At 44.0% G+C, this 23,862-nt stretch carries 19 protein-coding genes; 11 read left to right on the top strand and 8 right to left on the bottom strand.

Annotated features, from left to right (window positions below; genetic code table 11):
- Positions 1 to 86: 86 nt before the first annotated feature.
- Together LAY57_RS01820 and LAY57_RS01815 are read right to left on the bottom strand one after the other, a co-directional pair.
- Positions 87 to 1,121, bottom strand: coding sequence for a hypothetical protein (locus tag LAY57_RS01820; RefSeq protein WP_249064581.1), 1,035 nt, complete (start codon positions 1,119 to 1,121; stop codon positions 87 to 89).
- A 216-nt stretch (positions 1,122 to 1,337) separates the two neighbouring features.
- A complete protein-coding gene (locus LAY57_RS01815) occupies positions 1,338 to 3,440 on the bottom strand; it encodes a hypothetical protein (protein WP_249064580.1) in 2,103 nt (700 codons plus the stop codon).
- Between the two features lie 793 nt (positions 3,441 to 4,233).
- On the opposite strand from LAY57_RS01815, the gene LAY57_RS01810 reads away from it, so the two are divergent.
- On the top strand, positions 4,234 to 6,771 hold the full coding sequence (locus LAY57_RS01810) for a tyrosinase family protein (RefSeq protein WP_249064579.1): 2,538 nt from the start codon (positions 4,234 to 4,236) through the stop codon (positions 6,769 to 6,771).
- A 131-nt stretch (positions 6,772 to 6,902) separates the two neighbouring features.
- Here the strand turns inward: LAY57_RS01810 and LAY57_RS01805 are convergent, their stop codons facing one another.
- Both LAY57_RS01805 and LAY57_RS01800 read right to left on the bottom strand, forming a co-directional pair.
- Positions 6,903 to 7,829, bottom strand: coding sequence for a hypothetical protein (locus tag LAY57_RS01805; RefSeq protein ID WP_249064578.1), 927 nt, complete (start codon positions 7,827 to 7,829; stop codon positions 6,903 to 6,905).
- Positions 7,830 to 8,105: 276 nt separating this feature from the next.
- Positions 8,106 to 9,110: a hypothetical protein gene (locus LAY57_RS01800; RefSeq protein WP_249064577.1), complete on the bottom strand. Its 1,005-nt coding sequence runs from the start codon at positions 9,108 to 9,110 to the stop codon at positions 8,106 to 8,108.
- 309 nt (positions 9,111 to 9,419) lie between these two features.
- Here LAY57_RS01800 and LAY57_RS01795 point away from each other — a divergent pair, with 309 nt between their 5' ends.
- Positions 9,420 to 13,388 (top strand): magnesium chelatase subunit H, encoded by a 3,969-nt coding sequence (locus tag LAY57_RS01795; protein ID WP_249064576.1) that lies wholly within the window; start codon positions 9,420 to 9,422, stop codon positions 13,386 to 13,388.
- Positions 13,389 to 13,550: 162 nt separating this feature from the next.
- Here the strand turns inward: LAY57_RS01795 and LAY57_RS01790 are convergent, their stop codons facing one another.
- Complete coding sequence (locus tag LAY57_RS01790) at positions 13,551 to 14,795, bottom strand: hypothetical protein (protein ID WP_249064575.1); 1,245 nt, start codon at positions 14,793 to 14,795, stop codon at positions 13,551 to 13,553.
- Positions 14,796 to 15,203: 408 nt separating this feature from the next.
- Between LAY57_RS01790 and LAY57_RS01785 the strand changes: the two genes are divergently transcribed.
- Both LAY57_RS01785 and LAY57_RS01780 read left to right on the top strand, forming a co-directional pair.
- Complete coding sequence (locus LAY57_RS01785) at positions 15,204 to 15,776, top strand: Uma2 family endonuclease (protein WP_249064574.1); 573 nt, start codon at positions 15,204 to 15,206, stop codon at positions 15,774 to 15,776.
- Between the two features lie 41 nt (positions 15,777 to 15,817).
- Positions 15,818 to 16,993 carry a DNA cytosine methyltransferase gene (locus LAY57_RS01780; RefSeq protein ID WP_249064573.1) on the top strand — a complete coding sequence of 392 codons (1,176 nt, stop codon included), beginning with the start codon at positions 15,818 to 15,820 and terminating at the stop codon, positions 16,991 to 16,993.
- A gap of 110 nt (positions 16,994 to 17,103) precedes the next feature.
- Here the strand turns inward: LAY57_RS01780 and LAY57_RS01775 are convergent, their stop codons facing one another.
- Positions 17,104 to 17,901, bottom strand: a complete 798-nt coding sequence (locus LAY57_RS01775; RefSeq protein ID WP_249064572.1) for a hypothetical protein — start codon at positions 17,899 to 17,901, stop codon at positions 17,104 to 17,106.
- A gap of 178 nt (positions 17,902 to 18,079) precedes the next feature.
- On the opposite strand from LAY57_RS01775, the gene LAY57_RS01770 reads away from it, so the two are divergent.
- From LAY57_RS01770 to LAY57_RS01745, 6 genes are all read left to right on the top strand, one after another.
- Complete coding sequence (locus tag LAY57_RS01770) at positions 18,080 to 18,229, top strand: type II toxin-antitoxin system HicB family antitoxin (protein ID WP_249064571.1); 150 nt, start codon at positions 18,080 to 18,082, stop codon at positions 18,227 to 18,229.
- Positions 18,230 to 18,420: 191 nt separating this feature from the next.
- On the top strand, positions 18,421 to 18,993 hold the full coding sequence (locus tag LAY57_RS01765) for a Uma2 family endonuclease (RefSeq protein ID WP_249064570.1): 573 nt from the start codon (positions 18,421 to 18,423) through the stop codon (positions 18,991 to 18,993).
- Between the two features lie 143 nt (positions 18,994 to 19,136).
- Positions 19,137 to 19,343 carry a type II toxin-antitoxin system HicB family antitoxin gene (locus tag LAY57_RS01760; RefSeq protein WP_249064569.1) on the top strand — a complete coding sequence of 69 codons (207 nt, stop codon included), beginning with the start codon at positions 19,137 to 19,139 and terminating at the stop codon, positions 19,341 to 19,343.
- An 88-nt stretch (positions 19,344 to 19,431) separates the two neighbouring features.
- On the top strand, positions 19,432 to 19,716 hold the full coding sequence (locus LAY57_RS01755) for a BrnT family toxin (RefSeq protein WP_249064568.1): 285 nt from the start codon (positions 19,432 to 19,434) through the stop codon (positions 19,714 to 19,716).
- Positions 19,691 to 19,939: a BrnA antitoxin family protein gene (locus tag LAY57_RS01750; RefSeq protein WP_249064567.1), complete on the top strand. Its 249-nt coding sequence runs from the start codon at positions 19,691 to 19,693 to the stop codon at positions 19,937 to 19,939. The genes LAY57_RS01755 and LAY57_RS01750 overlap by 26 nt, the downstream gene beginning before the upstream one ends.
- A 47-nt stretch (positions 19,940 to 19,986) precedes the next feature.
- Positions 19,987 to 20,367 (top strand): Uma2 family endonuclease, encoded by a 381-nt coding sequence (locus LAY57_RS01745; RefSeq protein ID WP_249064566.1) that lies wholly within the window; start codon positions 19,987 to 19,989, stop codon positions 20,365 to 20,367.
- Between the two features lie 31 nt (positions 20,368 to 20,398).
- Here the strand turns inward: LAY57_RS01745 and LAY57_RS01740 are convergent, their stop codons facing one another.
- Positions 20,399 to 20,599: a hypothetical protein gene (locus LAY57_RS01740; RefSeq protein WP_249064565.1), complete on the bottom strand. Its 201-nt coding sequence runs from the start codon at positions 20,597 to 20,599 to the stop codon at positions 20,399 to 20,401.
- A 49-nt stretch (positions 20,600 to 20,648) separates the two neighbouring features.
- On the opposite strand from LAY57_RS01740, the gene LAY57_RS01735 reads away from it, so the two are divergent.
- Positions 20,649 to 21,296: a Uma2 family endonuclease gene (locus LAY57_RS01735; protein ID WP_249064564.1), complete on the top strand. Its 648-nt coding sequence runs from the start codon at positions 20,649 to 20,651 to the stop codon at positions 21,294 to 21,296.
- A gap of 351 nt (positions 21,297 to 21,647) precedes the next feature.
- Here the strand turns inward: LAY57_RS01735 and LAY57_RS01730 are convergent, their stop codons facing one another.
- Positions 21,648 to 23,435: a serine/threonine-protein kinase gene (locus LAY57_RS01730; protein ID WP_249064563.1), complete on the bottom strand. Its 1,788-nt coding sequence runs from the start codon at positions 23,433 to 23,435 to the stop codon at positions 21,648 to 21,650.
- Positions 23,436 to 23,862 lie beyond the last annotated feature (427 nt).

Genomic DNA, 23,862 nt, shown 5'->3' with positions numbered 1-23,862 from the left:
TATTACAACTAGGATAAGATCGCTAAAACGCAACTACATACCCAGAAAGCAAGTAACTAGCAACTTGAGTTACTATAAGGCTGGGTTTAGAAAAACCGACCTTCAAAAGTGCCAAACTGGATAAAGTGGTCGTAGGCGGATTTGAAGATTCCCTCAGTTACATATTGAGCCACATCGGCATTTCTCGCCAAATAAGCAGCTTGTCGATCTTCCGTCTGTGCGGTCGCTCCCGCTCCGTAGCGTCCTTCATAGTAACCAAACTCGACAAAGTGTTCTAAGCCAGATGAGAAAGCTCCTGTTGTCACCGCACCTGCCACATCTGTGTACCTTTGTAAGTAAGAAGCTTCATCGTAATATAGCGACACCTCTGTCCGGCCTTCATGTACACCGTTAAGATTGAAATGCTCTAATCCCGAAGAAAGTAATCCAGCTCCCACAGCCCCAGCTATATCCGGGTTATTTTGCAAGTAGTATGCTTCGTTAAATAACCCAGGAGGGAGTTTGCTCATCTCCTCAAAACCACCGTTGGCAATAACAGGATTTGCTTCTAACCGAATATTATCGAAGTTGACATCTTCACCTGGGAACTGCAAAAGATTGAGCAATCGGATTTCCAGGGGTTGACCCACATTCCGAGGGTTGGCGGAAGTAGTATAGGTAAACATTCTGGGTGTAAAAGTCCCGTCAGGCGGAATCCCTTCGTTCACAGTTTGGGCAACCACCTCATCGCCCGCCCGCAGTTGCACTGCATAGCCTGGGAAACCAGCTATGAGGGGGAAATCCGCACTGGGGGCGATATTGCCCAGATCGAATTTGAAAGTGTATGTTGTATTGGGTTGTAACAGTGTTGACTCCAGTTTTTGTGTTAACCCAACTACTCCGCTTCCCGGTGGTTTGACCAGAAAAATACCTACGGCATTATTGCCTTCCGGTACTCCTTGAGGATAAAAAAGTTCTTTGTACAGTTCGGCAGCATGGAATGTGGCAGTACTAGAGTCGTCGTTACCATCTACAACGTTGTATGGGTTGTATAACGACCAACCGGGCGTTTGGTTAATAGCAACCGTATCGGGCTCAATGACAGGACTTTCAAACCCTGGGTTTACAATTGTCAGATTCATCTATCTAACCTCAGACTAAAATCAAAATTAACTCATTGTTCTTCATTATCAAGGAAATTGTGCAGCAACACGAATAAATTTAATTGTTTACAAAAAAAAGACCTTCAAAAGTGCCAAACTCAAGAAAGTGGTAACTCCCAAATAAATTTTTAACCCAAGACGAAATGTCTTGGGTCAAGGGCAATGCTTGCTAAACTTTAAATCCGATGAGGATGCTTAGAAAAAACGACCTTCAAAAGTGCCAAACTGAACAAAGTGGTCATAGGCCGATTTGAAGATTCCCGCAGTTACATACTGAGCGACATCAGTGTTTCTTCCTAAATAATCTGCTTGTCGATCGCCCGTCTGTGCTATTGCCCCCGCTCCGTAGCGTCCTTCATTGTAGCCAATCTCCAGAAAATGATCCAACCCAGAAGCATAAATTCCCACGCCCACAGCACCGGCCACATCTGTGTACCGTTGCAAGTAAGAAGCCTCATCGTAATATAGAGACACCTCTGTCCGGCCTTCATTTAAACCGAAGCGATTGAAATGCTCCAAACCCGAAGCAATTAATCCAGCGCCCACAGCCCCTGCGATATCGGTGTTATTTTGCAAGTAGTACGCTTCGTTAAAGAAATTGGTCGGCAGTTTGGTTTCCGTTAACCGCACATTATCGAAATTAACTTCTTTACCAGGGGCTGCCACCTTATTGATCAATCGAATCGACAGAGGTTGACCCAAGTTTGCATCGTTGGCAAGTGCGCTATAGGTTACGGTAGAGGTGGTAAACACCCCCTCATCGGCTGCACCAAATAAGGGATCGGCAGGCGGAAAGTAATTGTCTTGGGCAATCACCTTACTGCCAGCCAACAATTGCACTGCATAGCCCGGGAAACCCGGTTCGCTGAACTCGTCGGCCAAGGCATTACCGACATTCACTGCCAAACTATAGGTTGTATCAGCCGTCAGTACGCGATTGAGTGTCTGGGATAACCCAACCGGCCCGCTTCCGGGTGGGTTTTCTATAAAAGTATCCAAGACATTGTTGCCTTCGGGCGCTTCCCCAGGATAAGAGACTTGGTTGGGATTAAGCGTACTGTAAGAGGAATCCGGGTTGATAGTTAAAAGGTTGTTTGGGTCATATAGTTGCCAACCAGGGACATTGAAAGAGATAAAGGTACCGTCCTCCACTGAGACATCTTCAAATCCTGCATTGGCAACAGGAGCATAGCTGTCTAACCTGACATTATCGAAATTGACCTCTGGGCCTGGTGTCTGTAGGAGATTGAGCAATCGGATTTGCAGTGGTTGACCCACGTAGCCGTCATTGGCAGATGAGGTATATGTGACACTGACGGGTGCAAAAGTGCCGATCGCGGGTCTGATTGTGTTAACGTCTTGGGCAATCACCCGGTTGCCTGCCAACAGTTGCACTGCATAGCCTGGGAAATCCACACCGTCTAAGGCATTATTACCGATATCAACGCTCAAACGATAAGTTGTATTCGCTTTTAATGCTTGTCCTAGCGTCTGAGATACCCCAGCGATACCGCTGCCGGTGGGGTTTTCAAAATAAGTAGCCAAAACATTATTCCCTTCGGTCGCTTGGCCGGGATAAGCCATTGCGGATGGATTGAGCGAACCAAGGTTAGAATTGGCGTTGGTACCTAATAGGTTGAATGGATCGTATATTTGCCAACCGGGCACCGTTCTGGAACTATAGCCGCCATCCGCCAGAACGGGTTCTTCAAACCCGCCGTTAGCGACGGTAGGATTGGCTTCTAAGCTGATTTGATTGAAATCGACTTCTCTACCTATATCCAGCAAGGGATTGAGCAATCGAATTTCCAGCGGTTGACCCAAGCTGGGGTCGTTGGTCAATGGGGTGTAGCTGACGGTGGAGGTGACAAATGCCCCTTCTGGTACCACCCTGGTATTGCGGTCTTCGGCAAGTATTTTTCCCCCGGCCACCAGTTGCACTACATAGCCTGGAAAACCCGCTCCCAGGGCTGCGTCTGGCAATGGATTGCCTATTTCCGCTCGCAATGTGTAGGTGTTCCCCACTGTTAAGACATCTGTGAGGGTCTGGGACAAACCTGCTATACCGCTGCCGATCGGATTTTCTAGATAACTGGCGCTGACGTTGCCTAACGATGCTTCGTTAGCATAAGAGAGGGTCTGAGGATTGAGGGTGGCGTAATTGGAACCTACGTTTGGTGCGGTAAACAGGCCCGATGGGTCATATACTTGCCAACCTGGTATTGGTTGTGCGACGGTATATCCGCCGTCTTGTAGTGGTAAATCGTCAAAGGCTGAATTGGCTATGGTTAAAAACATCTGTCTTACCTCACACTAAGAATCGAGATTAACTGCTATTCAAAACAATACTTTAAAACTGAGATTTTGCACCTCTGCTCGTAGGGTTTCGTTAGGCTTTCGCCGTAACACGCTGCGATCGATCGTGAAAATTGTGTTTTACGCTACCGAGGAAGCACCCTACAATTGGTTGCTGGAAGACCTAAGTTCAGACAATTAGCGATTTCCAATTTTGTCCATTTTGTCCCAAATTTACCGAGTAATTGAGCAGATGCTAGTGAAAATATCATTATAGCTAGGGACTAGGGGCTAGGGGCTAGGGACTAGGGAAGAGGGAAGAGGGAAAAGGTTACTCCGTAAGGGATTATGGACTTCATGTAACAGTTGGAGTTGGCTTAATCGCCCTGGCGGTTGCTTTATTACCTGGATTTGTGAATCTTAAATTAAGGATAAATCCGCTAAAATTTTCTATTCTGTTGAAGTCGAGAAGGTAGGAAAAGTAGGAAAAGTAGTTTTTAAAGTGCCACAGGATAGAAAAAGTTGATTTTGGTCTGGAAATTCAGAATTTACTGATATAATCAATTTTGTGTTTTGAAATCAGACTGACAAGAGCAGAGTAAACATCGGGAGCGGACAAATTTACTGTTAATTTGTCGCCTTATGTTAAGGAAATTAATTTGTATCTTGGCTAGGGTAAACAGTGGTACAATAACATCACTAAAAACTTGTTATTGTAAAGCATCGTGAAAATTACCCTAGTAACGGAAGTTGGTAGTTACAATAGATCCCCCCCTAACCCCCCTTAAAAAATCGTATGGAAGAGCAAATGATGGAGATGGACATGGGAAATAATGCCCCAGCAACAACACCAGTAATGGACATGGGCAACATGGAAAATAACCCCGCAACAACATCAGTAAGCCCACCCATGATGTCATCGCCTCCGGTAAGTAGCCCGCCAGTAGCGCAAGCAAATGGAGATGGATTTCGACAATATGAAGCACTAAAACAGGCAATCAGCACACCCGAAAAAACAGTGCGGAAAGCCGTTTTAGACCTCACGCAGGATGAGAAAAACGCTTACACCAGCGCCGTGCTGCAGATGAAAAACACATTCCGTCCGGGATCGCCGATCAGTATCCTGGACGAGTTTGTGATGCTCCACATTGAAATCATGGCCTTTGCCAGGATGCCCCTCAAGCCCGGACAGACGATGGGCGAAGGGCCTTTGGATATGTCTGGTATTAACGCGGCTCACTTTGCGCCTGCCTTCGCATCTTGGCACCGCGAGCTGCTGTCACGTTATGAACAGGGATTGCAGCAAGTTTCTGGAAATCCGAACATCACTGTACCCTACTGGGACTACACCGATCCCAGAACCCTGGATGTCTTGTTCTCTCCCAATTTTCTGGGCGGTAACGGGAGCGGCGGCGACTATACGGTAACGCCGAATCAAGAACTCGTACCAAATGCAGGCAGCACCCAAACCATTGTCGGCGGCGAAGTGATGGATGGGCCATTCACTAAGGCGAATGGCTACGTCCTCGACCCCAGAATCCACTCCAACATGGATGATTCTGTGAGTCGGGGTGATGCCCTGAAACGCTATCTCTACAACGAACCTTGGGGAAGAAACATGATCCCCAGAGAAGAAGTTGAAGCTTATATGCAGCTGGATGACCCCAGTTTATTCATCAGCGCCTTGGAAGGGAACATCAAGATCCTTTCTGAGAATGGTGAATTGGTCAGGGATGCGAATGGCAACATTCAGTACGACTTTCCCATCCAAAACCTAATTTATTACGGCCACAACTTAATTCATGATTTTGTTGCTGGCAGCCCAGTCCCACCACCAGGCGAGTTCAATCCCTTAATATACTTGGGGACAATGAACGTCTCCTCTTCGCCCTACGATCCGGTGTTCTGGATGCTCCACTCCAACATTGACCGGAAGTGGGCGGAATGGCAGGCTGACGGCCATAACGGGACTGATTTCTATGCGACAAGCAACCCTCTAGACCCTGTACCGGGAACCCCGCTGCCCTACGGACAAAATCTGAACGATCGGATGTGGCCGTGGGATGGAGGCCAGAATAATCCCCGCTATGTCATGGCTCAGACCGATACGAATGGTAATCCATTGCAGCGCCTCGATGTCGCAGGTATCAATCAGAATGCCTACGGAAACGAGATTGTTCTGTTAACAGATCCGATCGATATTTCGTCGGGTCGCTACAACTACACCTATAGTTCCCTAGTTACCAGATTAAGTGCCCCACCTACCCTTGGCGCTGAAACCCTGTTCAACCCCACCTATTATGCCAAAATGAATGGCGACGTAGCCAGCGCGGTTAATAGTGGTGTTTTCAGCAGTGCTTTCCGGCACTTCGCTCAAAGCGGTTACCAAGAAGGACGGAACCCCAGTGCTTTATTTGACCAGTACGCCATAGACAATCCAGATGTGGCGGCTGCCGTTGCTAGCGGTACTGTCACAAGCGCCTTCGATCACTTCATCAAGATCGGTATAGCAGAGGGGCGCGGACTTGCTAGACAGATGGCTGGGTTAGAAGCAGTTTACGAACTCCAAAACGCAGATGTCGCCCAAGCTACTCGCCAAGGAACTATTAGCAGTAGTCTGGCACACCTATTCGGATCTGGTTTAGCTGAAGGTCGCGATCCCTTCAGACTCTATAATCTGATTGCCGAAAACTTTGACGCCACCTATTATGACGCCAAAAACGCAGATGTAGCAACAGCCGTTCGCCAAGGCTTATTCGAGAGTTCTCTGGAACATTTCGTTGAGTTTGGAATGTTTGAGGGTCGTAACCCCAGTCTTCTGTTCAACAGCAAGACTTACGATGCCAACAATCCCGATATAGCCGCTGCGGTGAGTCAAGGCACAGTAAGAAGTCAATTTGAACACTATTTGACCAGAGGTTTCGCTGAAGGAAGAGCCCTTTCAGCTGGCACAGCAGCTAGCTTTCTAGGCGGTAAAACGCTCACAGGTAGCGCTGGAGATGATGTCATCACAGGTGGCTTTGGCAATGATACCATCAACGGTGGTGCTGGAGACGACGTGATTGATGGTGCTGCTGGCATGGATATGGTCAGTGGCGGTGCCGGTCGCGATTTGTTTGTACTGGGAATGGGCATGGGTGGAGTTAACATTACTGACTTCTCTGTGGCTGAAGACAGACTGCAATTATCTATGGGTATGACATTTAACCAGTTGGCGATCTCCGCCTCTGGACAAGATACCGTTGTCAACATTGCTTCCACAGGCGAACAATTAGCAATGCTGATGGGTGTGTCGGCTAGCGCTATCACTTCTGGTATATTCGCTACCGTCTAAGACTGGAGTTTGTTTATTGACATCATCCCCTGGTTGAAAGCACCGGGGATGATTGGGTTAAAAGAAAGGACAGGTCTACGATTTGCGATCGGGCCTGTCTTGTGTTTTTCTTCTAATCTAAAATCTAAAATCTAACCCAAAAGAGTAAACCCACTTTTGACAGCATCCGCTGGGTTCAACAGTCCTAAATTCGGATTTCCCTCCACAACAGCAACCAAGTCGTTTTGTTTGCCTAAATTGCTATTGGAAGATGTATAAATCAGATAATCTCCTCCAAAACCATTCGGCACCAAAGTGTATTGATTTGGTGTGCCGCCCAGAACTATGGTATCTTTCCCCATCTCGAAATTCTGAATTATAGCGTAATCGTTAGTGCCAACATCCTTGGAATTTAGATAGAACGATTGAAAGTTATTTTGACTGGTGCTACTTGTAATACGCCCAACCCCCAGAACAAATTGGTCTTCTCCAGATCCACCAACCAGGGTATCTATTTCACCATCTCCCTTGCTAGTAATTCTAATATCGTATGTAGTACTCCCAATATCTCCAACGACATTACTGATAGCAACTCCATAGATCTGAGTTTTTGCACCAAAGCCGCTGACGACATCACTAGCGTTGGAAGCAGTAAAATACCCCGTTCGTCCTTCCAATTGTCCAACTTGTTGGTAGTGTTCCAAACCTGACTTGTTAGTGCCCAGCCTAACAGCTGCCGCCACATCGAGGTTGTTTGTTATATAAGCCTTTTCGTTAAAAAAGGTGACGGGATCGGGGCCGCCCAAAGGAACTCCAGAACGACCTTCTGCTTCTCCGAAGTCGATGAAGTGTTGCACCCCCGAACTGAAAAGTCCAGAACTAACAGCTGCTGCTACATCGCTGTATTTTGCTAAATAAGTTGCTTCGTCAAAGGAAGGAGATATTAAAGTACGACCTTCTCTTACACCAGACTCTTGAAAGTGCTGTAGACCAGAGGTAATAACCCCAGCTTCAACCGCAGATCTTACATCGGGATAGCTTGCTAGGTAGAAACTTTCATTAAAGATAGCGAAACTCATGTTACTCTCCAGCTACATATATTGTAAGGTACGCCGAGATGGGCGTATGATAGAATTCTCAACCTATTGTTGGGTTATTTGTAGGTGCTGCCCTTTACCAAGTATATTACCAGCTATCCTATTTGGGTTTCTAGCCGAGTAAGAGAATCCCGCTGGGATCGATCGCAACTAAATCCATACCAGATGTGACCTCAAACAATAGTAACAGCGAAAAAAGGTAAGTCTTCAACAGCTTACCGCACGCAACAGCGATGCTAAGCTTAGAGTCTATAATTTCTAGCTGATTTGGAAAGTGCCTCCTTCGGGGTATGCACTTTCCAAACTCAGGGGAGTTGTTATCCCTTCCACAACCGCAACTAAGTCTCTGTCTGTTCTTGTAAAGATGCTAAGATTTCCATTCGCAGCCTCTTGAGCATAATTTTCGATCGAACCTACTAACTGAATTGTGTCAACTCCTTTGGCGAAGTTCCTAATGAAAGCATAGTCAGCGGCACGTCCACCTACGTAAAGTTGTATGGGATTTGAATTCATTTGGAAGATGTCTACTTCGTCTGTGCTGAGACCTAGCAAGAAGTCATCCCTTACCTCGCTGCCAATGAGCGTATCGATCTCGCCCCGCCCGTTACTTCTAATCCTATAATCAAATGGGCTTGAAGCCAGAGTCTCATAATCAACCCCAGTTAGCTGAGTTGGGCTTTCACCAAAACTGGTGATAACGTCACTACCACCAGTACCGCTGAAGAAAGCAAGTCGGTTTTCACGTTGCCCAAAACGCACATAGTGATCGAAACCAGAGGTAAAGCTTCCGTTTCGCACAGCTTCGGCTACATCAGGATTTAGTATTATATAATCCTGCTCGTTGAAATAAGTTGGAGAACGACCTTCAAACCTCCCAGCTTTAATAAAGTGGTCGTACCAAGACTTGTAGGTTCCGACTCCCACTGCCGCCGCTACATCGGGGTATTTTCTTAAATAAACGTCTCCCGAACCAGGAATTGCTACATCTGCACTGCGTCGCTCATCATAACCAAATTCCGTGAAGTGTTGAATCCCTGATGTGAAAACTCCAGATTGCACGGCTGCCGCCACATCTGGGTATTTTGTCAAGTACAAATCTTCGTTATAATATGGTGACGCTAAAACCCGACCTTCAAATCTACCGTATCTCTCGAAGTGTTGTAAGCCCGAAAGGAATCCTTGGGAAGTATTTACACCTGCGTTTATATCTGGATAACTGCTCAGGTAGTAAGCTTCGTCAAAGAAATCAAATCTTAATGCCATCGCTTTAAAAAATTTAAAATTAATCTACTTATAAGTTAAGTACAGAATCATGCTTTTGTCAATTATTGTAAAAAAATATTGCGAATTTTTTATCAAATTGTGTCAGATCGGGGCCAAAACCCGCATATAGTAAGCCTTTTCTGGTAAAACAACATATCAACGAGAAAAATCAGCACCAGGATCGACGCTTTCAGCGACTCTGGGGTTTTAGGTGTTGGGTGTTAGGTATTATACCCAATGTCCAACAGCCTTTGGATGAGCTGACCGATGACTGATGAATGCTAACGCATCACTAAGGAGCCTAACTGAATGTTCACCCACGTCAAGTCCACCATTCGACACATTGCGCCAGATAACCTAACGGGGCGATCGCTAATTAAGGTGGTCTATGTCGTGCTAGAGCCGCAATATCAGAGTGCTTTATCAGCAGCGGTTCGCTCGATAAACCAAAATAATCAAAACATTGCGATCGAAATTAGCGGTTATCTGCTAGAAGAACTCAGAGATCCTGAGAACTACGCGGACTTTAAGCGGGATGTCGCCAAAGCCAACATTTTTATTGCTTCGCTGATCTTCATTGAAGACTTAGCAGACAAGGTAGTTGCCGTTGTGGAACCCTTGCGGGACAAACTCGACGTTGCGGTAGTCTTCCCATCAATGCCCCAGGTAATGCGCCTGAACAAGATGGGTAGCTTCTCGATGGCGCAGTTGGGCCAGTCCAAGAGTGTCATAGCACAATTCATGCGGAAACGCAAGGAAAAATCTGGTGCTGGTTTCCAAGACGGGATGCTGAAACTGCTGCAAACCTTGCCAAAAGTCCTCAAATACCTACCGATGGACAAAGCCCAGGATGCCCGCAACTTCATGCTCAGTTTCCAATATTGGTTAGGCGGTTCCTCCGAGAACTTGGAAAACTTCATGTTGATGCTGGCGGACAAATATGTCTTTAAAGGACAGCATAAAGTCCAGTTCCAAGATCCAGTCACCTATCCCGACATGGGTATTTGGCATCCCTTGGCTCCCAATATGTTCGAGGATATCAAGGAATACTTCAACTGGTACAACAGCCGCAACGAGATCCCAGAAGATTTAAAAGACCCCTTAGCACCCTGTGTTGGTTTGGTGCTGCAACGCACCCACCTCGTCACCCGCGACGATGCACACTATGTGGCGATGGTACAGGAATTAGAAGCGATGGGGGCAAGGGTAATTTGCGTATTTGCCGGGGGGTTGGACTTTTCCAAACCTGTGGATGCGTATTTCTACGATGCAGCTAGCAAAACAACAATCGTAGATATAGTAGTTTCACTGACTGGCTTTGCCCTAGTTGGTGGCCCAGCAAGGCAAGATCATCCGAAGGCAATTGATACCCTAAAACGGTTGAATCGTCCTTATATGGTAGCTTTGCCTTTGGTGTTCCAAACTACTGAAGAATGGCAAGATAGCGATTTGGGACTGCACCCGATTCAAGTGGCGTTACAGATTGCGATTCCTGAATTGGATGGTGCGATCGAACCAATTATACTATCGGGTCGGGATGGAGCGACGGGAAAAGCGATCGCGCTGCAAGATCGGATTGAAGCGATCGCCCAACGCGCCCTAAAATGGGCTAACCTGCGTCGTAAACCCAAACTCGATAAAAAAGTTGCCATAACAGTATTCAGCTTTCCACCAGATAAAGGCAACGTCGGTACAGCAGCGTATCTCGATGTTTTTGGCTCAATTTATCAAGTAATGAAAGCCCTCAAAAACAACGGTTACGACCTGCCAGAACTACCAGAATCAGCCGAAAAACTGATGCAAGAAGTCATCCACGATGCTCAAGCACAGTACAGCACACCAGAACTGAACATCGCCTACAAAATGTCAGTACCGGAGTACGAAGAATTAACTCCCTACTCGACAAGGTTAGAAGAAAATTGGGGAAAACCACCCGGTCATCTTAACAGCGACGGACAAAACTTACTAATTTACGGCAAACATTTCGGTAACGTTTTCATCGGCGTTCAACCAACATTTGGTTATGAAGGCGACCCGATGCGATTGTTGTTCTCCCGTTCCGCCAGTCCCCATCACGGTTTTGCCGCCTACTATACCTATTTAGAACAAATTTGGCAAGCTGACGCCGTGCTGCATTTCGGTACTCATGGTAGTCTGGAATTCATGCCAGGAAAACAGATGGGAATGTCAGTAGAATGTTATCCTGATTCCCTGATTGGCAAAATTCCCAACCTCTATTACTATGCGGCAAATAATCCCAGCGAAGCCACAATTGCCAAGCGTCGCAGTTATGCCGAAACGATCAGCTATCTGACACCACCAGCAGAAAATGCCGGACTCTACAAAGGTTTGAAAGAACTAAGCGAATTAATTGCTTCTTATCAAACTTTGAAAGATACCGGACGCGGCGTTTCAATTGTGAATACGATCGTGGATAAATGCCGGTTGGTCAATCTGGATAAAGATATCGATTTTTCGGATAAAGATGCCAGAGATTTAACTGCGGAAGAACGGGATAATATCGTCGGTTCAGTCTATCGGCGGTTGATGGAAATTGAATCGCGGTTATTACCTTGTGGTTTGCACGTGATTGGGAAACCGCCGAGTGCAGAAGAAGCGATCGCAACTTTGGTGAATATTGCCAGTCTCGATCGCAAAGAGGATGAACTTCTCGGTTTACCTCGGATTATTGCTAATAGCATTAATCGCGACATTGACGAAATTTATCGTAACAACAATCTAGGCGTTTTAGAAGATGTCCAACTATTACAAGACATCACCCTAGCTAACCGCGCTGCTGTTAGCGCATTAGTCAAAGAACAAACCGACGCCGATGGTCGAGTTTCCCTCGTTTCCAAGCTCAACTTCTTCAACATGGGTAAGAAGGAACCTTGGATTGAAGCATTACAAGAATCTGGATTTGCCAAAGTCGATCAAGAAGCAATCAAACCGCTATTTGAGTATTTGGAATTCTGCCTCAAACAAGTTTGTGCCGATAATGAATTAGGCGCTTTGTTGAAAGCTTTGGAAGGCGAATATGTTCTCCCTGGGCCAGGTGGCGACCCGATTCGCAACCCGGATGTATTGCCAACTGGTAAGAACATTCACGCCTTAGATCCCCAATCAATTCCCACGGCAGCAGCAGTGGCATCTGCCAAAATTGTAGTCGATCGATTGCTCGATCGGCAACGTCAAGAAACTGGCCATTGGCCGGAAACGATCGCATCCGTTCTCTGGGGAACAGATAACATCAAAACCTACGGCGAATCACTCGCGCAAATTATGTGGATGGTAGGTGTAAAACCCGTACCCGATGCTTTGGGACGAGTGAACAAATTGGAACTACTTTCTTTAGCAGAATTAGGTCGTCCTCGGATTGATGTGGTGATTAACTGTTCGGGAGTTTTCCGGGATTTGTTCATTAATCAGATGAACTTACTCGACCAAGCTGTCAAGATGGCGGCGGAAGCAGAGGAACCATTGGAAATGAACTTTGTTCGCAAACACGCTTTAGAACAAGCTGCTGAAATGGGAATTAATTTGCGGCAAGCTGCTACTCGCGTGTTCTCTAATGCTTCTGGTTCCTATTCTTCTAACATCAATTTGGCGGTAGAGAATAGCACTTGGGATAGCGAAGCTGAGTTACAGGAAATGTACTTAACTCGCAAATCTTTTGCTTTCACATCGGATAGTCCCGGAACGATGGAACAGTCACGGAAGATTTTTGAAACTGCACTGAAATCTGCTGATGTGACGTTCCAAAATCTCGATTCTTCCGAGATTAGTTTAACGGATGTTTCCCACTATTTCGACTCCGATCCTACCAAAGTGGTAGCCACTTTGCGCGGCGATGGCAAAACCCCAGCTTCGTATATTGCTGATACTACCACCGCGAATGCACAGGTGCGATCGCTATCAGAAACCGTCCGTTTAGATGCGCGTACCAAACTACTCAATCCCAAGTGGTATGAGGGTATGCTTTCTCACGGTTATGAAGGCGTGCGGGAACTCTCCAAACGGTTAGTAAATACGATGGGTTGGAGTGCGACTGCTGGTGCTGTGGATAACTGGATTTACGAGGATACTAACAGCACGTTTATTCAGGATGAGGAAATGCGGAATCGTTTGATGAATTTGAATCCTCATTCTTTCCGCAAAGTTGTTTCGACTTTGTTGGAAGTAAATGGTCGCGGTTATTGGGAGACGAGTGAGAGTAATTTGCAAATGTTAAGAGAGTTGTATCAGGAGGTTGAGGATCGGATTGAAGGGGTAGAATAGTCGGTAAGTAGAACCCATTTTGTAGAGACGTGGCATACAACGTCTCTACAAAGTCTTAATCAGAGAAATAAGGTTAAATCCTTGTTGTGTGAGAATGAAACCTCCCGATAGACGTTACATTTGTGGTGTATTTACTTTGTATCTAAATTCTGTCAGAAGCTATTACCTACAAAAACCTGAAGCTCCAAGTCCTGGTTCTTGTCTCACTCTGTCTTTTTCTTCTTCCAACATAAAGCGACATTGAGATTGAGCATTCTGCCATGAAATAACTCCTTGCAAAATTGCGTTTGAAGTCGAAACGTTACCAGCATTTATATCGCCTCTGACTCTTTGAAGACAAAAGTCCCCTGCCCCATCTACTTTTTTCCGGACTTGGGCAATTTCATCGTACCTGACATTGGGACAGTTACGTTGACCATCTTGCCAGGAAATTTTATTTAGAATGATAGCTTTAGCCGTTTCAATACGCCCTGCATAAATGTCAGCCCAAATATCATCCGTTAAGCCTATATTATACTCAGGCTGAATGATGCTAATAGTTGATATTATGCTACCATTCGCCTTGACAATTAGTTTATTGCTAGTAGGCCGTAGTTGTACTCCATTAGCTCGACTGAGGTTTAAGGTTAAGCGGTATTTAGTTGGTGTGTCTAAAGGGTCGCTTACATCAACTTCACTTTGATCGCTCTTTTTCAACAAAACCTTAATTGAGGATGGGTTAAAGTCGTATCCAATGAACTTAAGTTCTTTCAACTTATTGGTGTCAACCTCAGCTAAATCAACAGAATCAGGAATCACTTTGCATATAGCAGGTTCTACAGTTTCAACAGGTTTGAGAGGCACTATCTCTTTCTTTACCAGATCATTTACTTCCTTTGCTAGATTGTTTCTTATGCCAATTAACGCATGGCGCGATCTTTGACCTACAAAGTCAGCATTACAGCGACCTTCTTCACCGACGCTAGCAATTCCGGTGTCGATAAGGTTAGTAATTTCGTTTCTGATAGTGGACTTTACATCCGCTGTTAACTCCTTTCGAGTATTTTCCAAAACGCTCTGCCAGTTCCTAGATTCACTTACTAGAGATCCTCCTAGAGTTCCTAGAGTATTGATGCCTTTATCCAAAGTTTCTATAGCTTTTAGTGAATTTTCTATTTTTACCTTAAGTTGAATGGGAATATCGGGAATATCGGGAATTTTGAAATTTTTACCGGGAATGCCGGGGAGGGGAATGCCGGGGAGGGGAATGCCGGGGAGGGGAATGCCGGGTATTTGGGGATTTTTGGGATTTTTGGGATTTTGAACGGGGATTTGGGGATTTGGGGAAAGACTACTACAGCCAGAAAGCAGCAATAGCAGTATCAGGTAAAATACTGAATTGTAAGAATTTTTTCTACGTTGATTCATCGAAGCTTTACTCTCTCTGCTACTGGTATTCATAATATTGGCATTCAAATTTAATATCATTTTATACCACACTGACTTGCAAGTAGTCCCCAAAATTTATTTCTTAATAATTTTTTCAATTTTTAGGGAGTAGATTCCTGAACCAAAGCTCTTGTGAAAAGCGGGTTGCGTAGGGTGCTGTATGCGTTGGCGTAGCCTGCGCGTAGCGCGTATCGCCCCATCCGACTATTGAGAACTAACAGACCTAGATGCGTTGGCGTAGCCTGCCGTAGGCATATCGCACTTTCATTTTTGGCAAAGTGCGATATTGTAGAATTATTGCGAGAGGATCGGACACAGTGATTAACTTTATAATTGTAGTAAATTGTGAAGTGTTCCCTTGAATAATCCAAATAGCCAAATCCTAATATGACTGCCTTTACCCTAAACTTCAACTCGATTAAACTGACAGACGAGCAATTTTTCCAGCTATGTCAGGATAACCGCGATTTAAGATTTGAACGCAATGCTAATGGAGAATTAATTATTATGCCGCCAACTGGAGGGGAAACGGGAAACCGTAATGGTAAGTTAACGCAACAGTTATTTAACTGGACAGATGTTGATGGTACTGGTATTGCCTTTGACTCTTCCACAGGTTTTAAACTGCCAAATGGGGCCGATCGTTCTCCTGATGTAGCTTGGATACCTTTAGCACGTTGGAATGCTTTAAATTCAGAACAACAACAGAAATTTCTTCCCCTTTGTCCTGATTTTGTAGTTGAATTACTTTCTCCTAGTGATAGTTTAAGTGCAACTAAAAAGAAAATGCAGGAGTATATAGATAATGGTACTCGTTTGGGGTGGTTGATTGTTCGAGCTTCACGGCGAGTAGAAATTTATCGGCAAGGTAGAGAAGTTGAAGTACTGGAATTTCCATCTAGTTTGTCAGGAGAAGATATTTTACCTGGATTTGTCCTTAATCTTGAATCAATTTGGTAAATCCATACTAATATTATCTCAATAAGTACTTAGTGACAAAAATGATAAATGGTAAACCTATTTCTATTTCCCTCTTCGCAGGTGCTTTTGGTCTAGACCTGGGTATAGAACAAGCGGGTTTTAACACAATAACTGTAGTTGAAAAAGACCGCGATGCCACAAAAACGATCGCTCTCAATAAACCACATCTTCAAGAAAGTGCAGTTCCCAGAGAAATCGAAAAAGTTAGTACCCAAGATTTACTTGCAGAAGGAGGAAGAGTTTTAAAATTAGACCGCGCTTTACGTCCTGGTGAAGTAGACTTAGTGACTGGTGGCCCACCTTGTCAGCCATTTAGTACCGCCGGAAAAAGAGGTTCAGTGATTGACCCGCGCGGCAGTTTATTTATGCAGTTTATTCGCATTGTTAAAGAAGTGCAACCTCGTTTTTTCTTAATGGAAAATGTCAGAGGTTTGCTGTCTGCACCTATTCGCCATAGACCAATTAATCAAAGGGGAAAAAATTACCCACCATTAGAACCTGATGAAATGTCAGGTGCGGCGTTGAGGGTGGTATTAGCAGAAATGAAAGAACTAGGCTACAGTGTAGTTTATAATCTTTTAGAAGCGGCAGATTACGGCGTTCCCCAAAACAGAGAACGGATAATATTTATTGGTTCTAGAGATAGCGAAGCTGCTACATTTCCTTTACCTAAATATTGCAAAAATGGCAAAACATTACCTAAGTGGCGTACTTTAAGGGACGCTTTCACAGGTTTAGTCGATCCAGAGTTAGAATTTATAGCTTATTCAGAAAGCAGATTAAAGTATTTGAAATTACTAAAAGCAGGACAAAACTGGAGAGATTTACCAGCAGAATTAATCAAAGAAGCAATGGGAGGCGCTTACAATTCAGGAGGCGGGAAAGTCGGTTTTTATAGAAGATTATCTTGGGATAAGCCTTCACCAACAGTAACTACCAGTCCTCATCAGAAAGCGACAGATATGTGTCACCCTGTCGAATTGCGCCCTTTAAGCGTGCGCGAATGTGCGAAGCTCCAAACTTTCCCCGATGATTGGATTTTTTATGGTTCAGTAAGTTCTAAATACAAACAAATTGGTAATGCAGTTCCAGTATTGTTAGCTAAAGAAATTGGTATTTATCTTTTTGATTTTATTCAAGGAAATAAGCCAAAAGGAAAGGAAATATTTGAACAACTATCACTGTTTTCTTTATAAATTTTGTATAACTTCCCCAACTTACTTGTTAAGTAGGATGCGTCAGACAGTCAAACCCTGATTTATCGATTTATAACGAAAGCCTGACGCACCATACAACTATTTTTGATTTAGCTAGCAGCCAATTCAGCAAAAGCCTTATCTATTTTCTGTAACATATTTCTCACATTATTTTCAACAAGATCGTAATCTATATGAATGCTATTCCAAAATTCCTTACCAGCAATGCGAGGAATATTAGGGTTTTTTGGAAATGTCCATTGACCCAAATCAAAAGCAGCTATGAACAAAGGATTTTGATGAATACCTAATTCTTTTTTAGCTCTAGGTATTTGAGAACCAGTTAATGTACCTCTGAGAGTTTTTAACTGTGCAAATTTAACTATTTCTTCGGAAAGTATCACAATATCAACACCCGTAATCTTAATTCCAAATTCAAATTCTGGTATAATCACGTAAGGACTAATATTAGATATGTCTTCCCAAAGTAGCCCCATTTTTGTGCTAAGGGTTCTGGTGACAGAGTTGCTAGTTACTAGCAATTTAGCTCCACAAAGTTCAAAAAGATTGATAGGGTTAGGATGACGATCGAGGATGGCATTCTTTCTTTCAAAATCTTCTTTTAGCCACTCAATAAACTTTTCGGCAAATTTATCAGTTTTACTGCGAATTAAACTAGATTGTGCTTCCAATTCTAGAACAGTTTCGTTTAGATTATCTTGTTCAATTTGATATTTAAAATATGCTGATGCTATTGAAGCAATAACTTTTCCCAATTTGTAAGCATTATGCAAATCTTCGTCTGTTATGTTAATAACATCAATTAATGAAGCATGATGCAAAATTATTGCTTTCCGTTCTTGGATAGAAAGCGGTATTAGGGTATCAACTGCTAACTCAGTAGGCATGAAATTTCTCTTGAACTCATTGGGCGTTCTTAGTGTTAATCAAAATTATAACCTAGTTCATCCTCAAAACAATATCCGACTATAGTAATTGTAAATTATTAACTGGGAAATCAAGATGAAGATGCGTTATTAAATAATTCTTTACTGGAGTAACGAAGACCAAGTATTTATTGCTGAAGTGCCAGAATTACCAGGATGTGCTGCTGATGGAGAAACCTATCAGGAAGCGCTGCAAAATGTAGAAATTATCATGCAAGAATGGATTGAAACTGCACAAGAGTTAGGTCGTCCGATACCTGAAGCAAAAGGTCGTTTGATGTTTGCTTAGGTGAAAAGTCGGTTGGCGTAGGGTGCGGTATGCGATACGCGCTACGCGCAGGCTATGCCAACGCACTCTCATTTTACCGAAAGTGCGATATTGTAGAATTATTGCGAGAGAATCGGACACGGTGATTAATTTTATAATTGTAGTAAATTCTGAACCGTTGCCTCGGATAACCCAAATAACCGAATCTTAATATGACTGCCTTTACGCTAAACTTCAACTCGATTAAACTGACAGATGAGCAATTTTTCCAGCTATGTCAGGATAACCGCGATTTAAGATTTGAACGCAATGCTAATGGACAATTAATTATTATGCCACCGACAGGAGGAGAAACAAGCAACCGCAATGCTGGACTAACTGCACAAGTTTGGATTTGGAACGAGCAAAGTAAACTGGGTAAAGTTTTCGATTCTTCTGGTGGTTTTAAATTACCAAATGGGGCCGATCGTTCTCCTGATGCAGCTTGGATACCTTTAGAACGCTGGAATGCTTTAACATCGGAACAACAACAGAAATTTCTGCCTATTTGTCCTGATTTTGTAGTTGAATTACTTTCTCCAAGTGACAGTTTAACTGCTACTCAAAAGAAAATGCAGGAGTATATGGATAATGGTACTCGTTTGGGGTGGTTGATTGTTCGAGCTTCACGGCGAGTAGAAATTTATCGGCAAGGTAGAGAAGTTGAAGTACTGGAATTTCCTACTACTTTGTCAGGAGAGGATATTTTACCTGGATTTGTCCTTAATCTTGAATCAATTTGGTAAATCCATAGTAATCTTATCTCAGTAAACAAATTAGTCACAACCATGATAGACGGTAAACCTATTTCTATTTCCCTCTTTGCAGGTGCTTTTGGTCTAGACTTGGGTATAGAACAAGCAGGTTTAACTGGAAAATCAAGATAACGATGCGTTATGAAATTATTATTTACTGGAGTAACCAAGACGAGGCATTTATTGCCGAAGTACCAGAATTACCGGGATGTGCTGCTGATGGAGAAACCTATCAGGAAGCGCTGCAAAATGTAGAAGTTATCATGCAAGAATGGGTTGAAACTGCACAAGAGTTGGGTCGTCCGATACCTGAAGCGAAAAGTCGTTTGATGTTTGCTTAGGTGAAAAGCGCGTTGGCGAAGCTTGCGCGTAGCGCGTATCGCGTTTATGATATCTTAGTAAGTAGATACGTTTTGTATATACTTACTCATGCCATTTGAATGGAATGAAGGCAAAAACGCCCAAAATCTGAGAAAACATGGCATTAGCTTTGAAGAAGCTCAAGAAATCTTTGACGGAATTGTTTTTACCGCCATTGATGAGCGTTTTGACTACGGAGAAATCCGAGAAATCAGTATCGGTGCAATACAAGGTGTCGTTATCGTCACCGTAGTGCATACTGAAAGAAATGGAGTTATCCGCATCATTTCTGCCAGAAAAGCCACTCCACAAGAAAGAAAAACCTACTATGACTATCTCGCCGAAACGACTTGAAGAATTAAAAAACCTCCCAGAAGACGCCATTGATACATCTGATATTCCTGAGTTAGATGCGAATTTTTGGTCAAAAGCAAAACTGGTAAAACCCATCACCAAAAAATCCATTTCTATCAGGGTTGATAGCGATGTGTTAGATTGGTTTAAAAGCCAAGGAAAGGGTTATCAATCTTTGATGAATGCTGTTCTGCGAACCTATGTTGAACATCAGAAGGATTAACGAGTTAAATCCAAAAATAAGCAAACTTTCACCTTGTTAATTTCGATATGAATGCTTTAACCGTCAACTTCAATTCCATAATTAAACTGACAGACGAGCAATTTTTCCAGCTATGTCAGGATAATCGCGATTTAAGATTTGAACGCAATCCTAACGGAGAATTAATTATTATGCCACCGACGGGAGGGGAAACGGGAAACCGCAACGGTAGGTTGACGCAACAATTATTTAACTGGACAGCAACTAAAAAGAAAATGCAGGAGTATATGGATAACGGTATTCGTTTGGGATGGTTGATTGTTCGAGCTTCGCGACGAGTTGAAATTTATCGCCAAGGTCAAGAAGTTGAAGTGCTGGAATTTCCTGTTAGTTTATTGGGAGAAGATGTTTTACCTGGATTTGTTCTCAATCTTGAACCAATTTGGTAAATCCATACTAATATTATGGGTTCTTCCGTACTTAGTGTGCCACAGGTAGCACAGGACTGGGAGTGCGAATGTAATAATTTCCAGTTTCCGAATCGAAAATTCGCAATTCAATCAACTCCAAGGTTTCCAAAGCATTAATTACCAAATATTGAACTGTTGTTTCCCTGGCGCGATCGCACTCCCATCTTCTCCTCAAAAGCGTTGGTGTAGCCCGCTGTAAGCATATCGCCATCTTCGCATATTTGCTAAATTTATAGTAAGAGTAAAGCTCAACTAATATTATGACTCAAATCCTAACCGCCGCTACTCCACCACCAACAAGTTCCTACATTGTGCTGCATGACATCAGTTGGGAAATGTACGAACAGTTGTTGGAAATTTTTGCAGAACATTCAACGCCACGCATGACTTACTACAAGGGAACTCTAGAACTAATGACGCCATTATCAGACCACGAAAGGTTTAGCTGGACACTCGGACGCCTAGTAGCGGCACTTTCTGAGGAACTGGGACTCGAAATTGTCGGTGTAAAATCTACCACTTGGCGTTCAGAACCCCATGCTGTTGGTAAAGAAGCTGATGAATCTTTTTACATTCAAAATGAACCTGCTGTTCGTGGCAAATTAAAGATCGATCTCACCGTTGACCCACCACCTGACTTAACAATTGAGATTGATACAACCCATTCATCAATCGATCAAATGGCAATTTATGCAGAACTTAAAGTGCCCGAAGTTTGGCGTTTTAGAAATGGAAAAATAATCATAAATATTCTCACTGATACAGGTTATATAGAATCAGAAACGAGTCTGGCATTTGAGTCATTTCCAGTCAAAGAATTGCCGAGATTTATGCAGTTAGACCCTGAAAAAGGTGAGAATGCGCGATTGCGGGAGTTTCGGGAGTGGGTGCGATCGCGAAGTGTATAAGCTTGTATCGCATCAAAGCTTGTATATTTCCGAGGGTCGGGTCAAACTGTCAATCCCTCTCCCCATCCCCCCATCTCCCCATCAGGCTCAATATCAAAATTAAATGCGTAGCAGCTTAGCTAGGGGCTAGGGGCTAGGGGCTAAGATTGCTAGGGACTAGTGCAGGATGGCGGAAATAACTCACCACTAAAAATTGCCAATGATTGCTCTGGAAATCTTGATTTTTACCACTGACAACTGACCACTGACAACTGACCCTAGTCCCTAGCCCCTAGCCCCTAGTCCCTAGCTATAACCATAAGGGCAGACACCCGTGCCTGCCCATTTCGGGTTAAGCGAAACAAAAGTCATCTATTTGTGGATAGATCCATCGGGCATTGTCGCACCCTTGAGGTTAGTATCCGTCAAGTAAGCACCTTGGAGCTTAGCACCTTTTAAATTAGCACCCCGCAGATTAACACCCCGCAGGTAAGCACCGCTTAAATTGGCACCGCTTAAATTAGCAGCCCTCAAATCGGCACCTTTGAGATCCGCATTGGTTAAATTGGCACTCTCCAGATACGTACCCCACAGCTTAGAATCGCCGAGAACGGCACCCTCTAGATTGGCAGCTTTTAAGTCAGCACCCCTTAAGTCAGCACGCTCTAAATTAGCATCTCTTAAGTCGGCAGATCCTAAATCAGCAGCTTCAAGTTTGGTATCGTTTAGCTGGGCACCATTTAAGTCCGCACTCTTAAGCTTGGCATTATTGAGGTAGGCATAACCTAACTTGGCACGCCATAGGTTGGCACCAGAGAGGTTCGCATTCGACAGGTTGGCACTTACTAAGTTGGCATAACCCAGCTTGCTAGATTTTAGGTTGGCACCGATTAAGTTGGCACCTTCCAGATTGGAGTAGGATAGCTTGGCACCCATTAAATTGGCATCTCCTAAGTTGGCATAGGATAGCTGGGCACCGCCTAGATTGGCGTAAGCTAACCTAGCACTCCCTAAATTGGCATTTTCTAAGTTGGCATACCGGAGATTGGCACCGGATAGGTTGGCATTCCCCAGCTTGGCATTCCCTAGCTTGGCACCGGATAGATTGATCTGTTTTAAGTCAGCACCTGTGAGTTCGCATCTAAAACATTCATTAGTAACCAGCAATTGCCGGAAGCCATCTTGGGGAATTTCCAGTTTTTGAGAATGGGAGAGAGTGGAAATTACCAAACTTGTGCCGAACCAAGCGAGAAAGCCGCCGAAGGTAGCCAATCCTACTGCGATGTTTCCCATCCTGAGTTTTGTGGCACTTGATCGCATTTCTAATGTTGTGGGATTGGCAATAACATCAATAGCTAGAAGTGCTTCCAAGGCAGCAGCAGCATTATCGAAGCGATTTTTGAGGTTGGGTGCCACCATTTTTTCCAGCCAGTCCATAAACTGCTGACTCAAGTTTGGCAGTAAATGCTTGAACTTGATGGTGTAAGCTTCATCGATTAAGTTGCCGATTTCTGTTGATTTTGTATTAGTCAGCAGGCAAATCAGCGTCGCCCCCAAACTGTAGAGGTCAGAGGCTTCTGTGACTTGGCGATTGAACAATTGTTCTGGAGGCATAAATCCCAAGGTGCCTTTGACTACGCTGCTGACAGCAAGTTCTCCGCCGCCGCTGCGGGCAAACCCAAAATCTACCAGGTATACGTAGGGGCGATTCTTGTCGTAGCCCTGGTCAATCAGGATATTTTCGGGTTTAATATCCCGATGAATCACAGTCGGAATTTGCTGTTGCAGGTAGACTAAAACCTCTAAAACAGCTATGGCAATTTGCTTGATTTCTTCTGGCTTTAAGAAGCGTGGCTGTGCTAGAGAGGGGGCTTGTTTGTATTCCTGTACTAAGCAAAAGCCGGTTGGGGTTTGGAATGAATTGAGATAGTGAGGGATGCTGGGATGATCTAGCTGCCGCAGCAGTTGAATTTCTGTATCTACAGTGTCGTAGTCTGACCAACTGGCACCGAATTGGGCAAACTGAAACTGTTTTATTACTACGGGTAGATGCGTATTTGTATTAATTGCTAAGTAGGTGACTCGACCACAGGCGCGATTGTGGCCCAGTTCTCGTTCAACTTGATAGCCGTGGTTGGAAAAATCTGGGAAGTTGCTCATGACGATCGTCGCTGTATGCCGCTAATGCGGGCTATAGGCATTGATGGTTAACTACCATGTTGCTCACAAAATTGGGATTTGCGATCGCTCTTTACCGAAAAAATTAACTAATCTCAAAATAGTGCAATTCTAGTGATTACGCAAAAATATATTTTGGATAACTAGCCGTCGTGAGAATTTTGCTAGTGGAAGACGATAAGTGCGTGGCCCAACAGCTTGCGGAAGCTCTGACAAGTCACAGCTAAGGGACTCCAAACGTGCTTGCGATCGACTGATTTCGTGGCGCAGGTGGGGGTAAATGCAGTTCCCCAAAAAAAACTAGCTAATTCTACTCAATCTACTCATTTTTATAGCTAAATGCCAATAGTGACTAAGTTTTGCTGTGGCTTTTCAGAAAGCCCTTCTCGCAGTATAATCAAAACAAAGT

Origin of the sequence: Argonema antarcticum A004/B2 (genome assembly GCF_023333585.1) — a bacterium.
Taxonomy (GTDB): domain Bacteria; phylum Cyanobacteriota; class Cyanobacteriia; order Cyanobacteriales; family Aerosakkonemataceae; genus Argonema; species Argonema antarcticum.
Note: the sequence above shows the minus strand (reverse complement) of the source record. Positions and strands in the feature narration are given on the sequence as shown.

What these genes read in the sequence shown, in the direction of transcription:
- LAY57_RS01820 (WP_249064581.1), bottom strand. Translation starts at nt 1,121, where the DNA reads ATGAATCTGACAATTGTAAACCCAGGGTTTGAAAGTCCTGTCATTGAG.
- LAY57_RS01815 (WP_249064580.1), bottom strand. Translation starts at nt 3,440, where the DNA reads ATGTTTTTAACCATAGCCAATTCAGCCTTTGACGATTTACCACTACAA.
- LAY57_RS01810 (WP_249064579.1), top strand. Translation starts at nt 4,234, where the DNA reads ATGGAAGAGCAAATGATGGAGATGGACATGGGAAATAATGCCCCAGCA.
- LAY57_RS01805 (WP_249064578.1), bottom strand. Translation starts at nt 7,829, where the DNA reads ATGAGTTTCGCTATCTTTAATGAAAGTTTCTACCTAGCAAGCTATCCC.
- LAY57_RS01800 (WP_249064577.1), bottom strand. Translation starts at nt 9,110, where the DNA reads ATGGCATTAAGATTTGATTTCTTTGACGAAGCTTACTACCTGAGCAGT.
- LAY57_RS01795 (WP_249064576.1), top strand. Translation starts at nt 9,420, where the DNA reads ATGTTCACCCACGTCAAGTCCACCATTCGACACATTGCGCCAGATAAC.
- LAY57_RS01790 (WP_249064575.1), bottom strand. Translation starts at nt 14,795, where the DNA reads ATGAATCAACGTAGAAAAAATTCTTACAATTCAGTATTTTACCTGATA.
- LAY57_RS01785 (WP_249064574.1), top strand. Translation starts at nt 15,204, where the DNA reads ATGACTGCCTTTACCCTAAACTTCAACTCGATTAAACTGACAGACGAG.
- LAY57_RS01780 (WP_249064573.1), top strand. Translation starts at nt 15,818, where the DNA reads ATGATAAATGGTAAACCTATTTCTATTTCCCTCTTCGCAGGTGCTTTT.
- LAY57_RS01775 (WP_249064572.1), bottom strand. Translation starts at nt 17,901, where the DNA reads ATGCCTACTGAGTTAGCAGTTGATACCCTAATACCGCTTTCTATCCAA.
- LAY57_RS01765 (WP_249064570.1), top strand. Translation starts at nt 18,421, where the DNA reads ATGACTGCCTTTACGCTAAACTTCAACTCGATTAAACTGACAGATGAG.
- LAY57_RS01760 (WP_249064569.1), top strand. Translation starts at nt 19,137, where the DNA reads ATGCGTTATGAAATTATTATTTACTGGAGTAACCAAGACGAGGCATTT.
- LAY57_RS01755 (WP_249064568.1), top strand. Translation starts at nt 19,432, where the DNA reads ATGCCATTTGAATGGAATGAAGGCAAAAACGCCCAAAATCTGAGAAAA.
- LAY57_RS01750 (WP_249064567.1), top strand. Translation starts at nt 19,691, where the DNA reads ATGACTATCTCGCCGAAACGACTTGAAGAATTAAAAAACCTCCCAGAA.
- LAY57_RS01745 (WP_249064566.1), top strand. Translation starts at nt 19,987, where the DNA reads ATGAATGCTTTAACCGTCAACTTCAATTCCATAATTAAACTGACAGAC.
- LAY57_RS01740 (WP_249064565.1), bottom strand. Translation starts at nt 20,599, where the DNA reads ATGGCGATATGCTTACAGCGGGCTACACCAACGCTTTTGAGGAGAAGA.
- LAY57_RS01735 (WP_249064564.1), top strand. Translation starts at nt 20,649, where the DNA reads ATGACTCAAATCCTAACCGCCGCTACTCCACCACCAACAAGTTCCTAC.
- LAY57_RS01730 (WP_249064563.1), bottom strand. Translation starts at nt 23,435, where the DNA reads ATGAGCAACTTCCCAGATTTTTCCAACCACGGCTATCAAGTTGAACGA.